At 46.5% G+C, this 897-nt stretch carries 1 protein-coding gene; it reads left to right on the top strand.

Annotated features, from left to right (window positions below; translation table 11 throughout):
- Positions 1-33: 33 nt before the first annotated feature.
- Positions 34-897, top strand: an 864-nt coding sequence (locus AC1M9D_RS14035; protein ID WP_481612439.1) for an ISNCY family transposase, incomplete at its 3' end; no start/stop codon positions are given.

Raw genomic sequence — 897 nt, forward strand, 5'->3', positions numbered from 1 at the left:
TTTTTATCACCATGGACTGGATATAAAATATAGATGCTGATCACTATGTCTGACAAAGAAATTCAACGTCTTGCAGTTCTGCAAGACGTTCGAGATCATCGTATTACCCAAGTCCGTGCTGCTGAAATCCTGAATCTTTCCACCCGTCAAATTACCCGGTTATTGCAGAAGCTCAATCAAGATGGTGTTTCAGGCATGACGCATGCCAGTCGTGGTCAACCGGGCCATCATCGCCATGACGATTTATTAAAATCGCAATGTCTTTCCATTATTTCTGAACATCTGCTGGGCTTTGGACCTACCTTGGCGCATGAGAAGCTCAGCAGCATGTTTGACCTGAATATCCCGGTAGAAACGGTTCGGCGCTGGATGACTGCAAATGACCTTTGGATTCCGCGATCCAAACGTCTAAAACGCCCATACCAGCCACGCTATAACCGTGATTGCTTCGGTGAGCTGATCCAGATTGATGGCTCATATCATGACTGGTTTGAAGGAAGAGCCACCAAATGCTGTTTGCTGGTTTATATCGATGATGCTACCGGCAAGCTGTTGCATCTACGCTTTTGTGAGGCTGAAACGACCTTTGACTATATGCTTTCAACCCGAGCCTACATTGAGCAATACGGCAAGCCCTTGGCCTTTTATAGCGATAAACACTCGGTATTTAGAGTCAACCAGAAATCCAGGCAAGACAGCCAGATCACGCAATTTGGGCGGATTCTGAATGAGTTAAACATTGATATTATCTTCGCCAATTCACCCCAGGCCAAAGGTCGCGTAGAGCGAGCGAATAGAACCCTTCAGGACCGTTTGATCAAGGAGATGCGCCTGGAAGGCATCTGTTCGATTGCAGAAGCAAATGCCTGGTTGCCCTGCTTTATTGAGCAGTTCAAT

The organism is Acinetobacter sp. ANC_7682 (assembly GCF_056779795.1).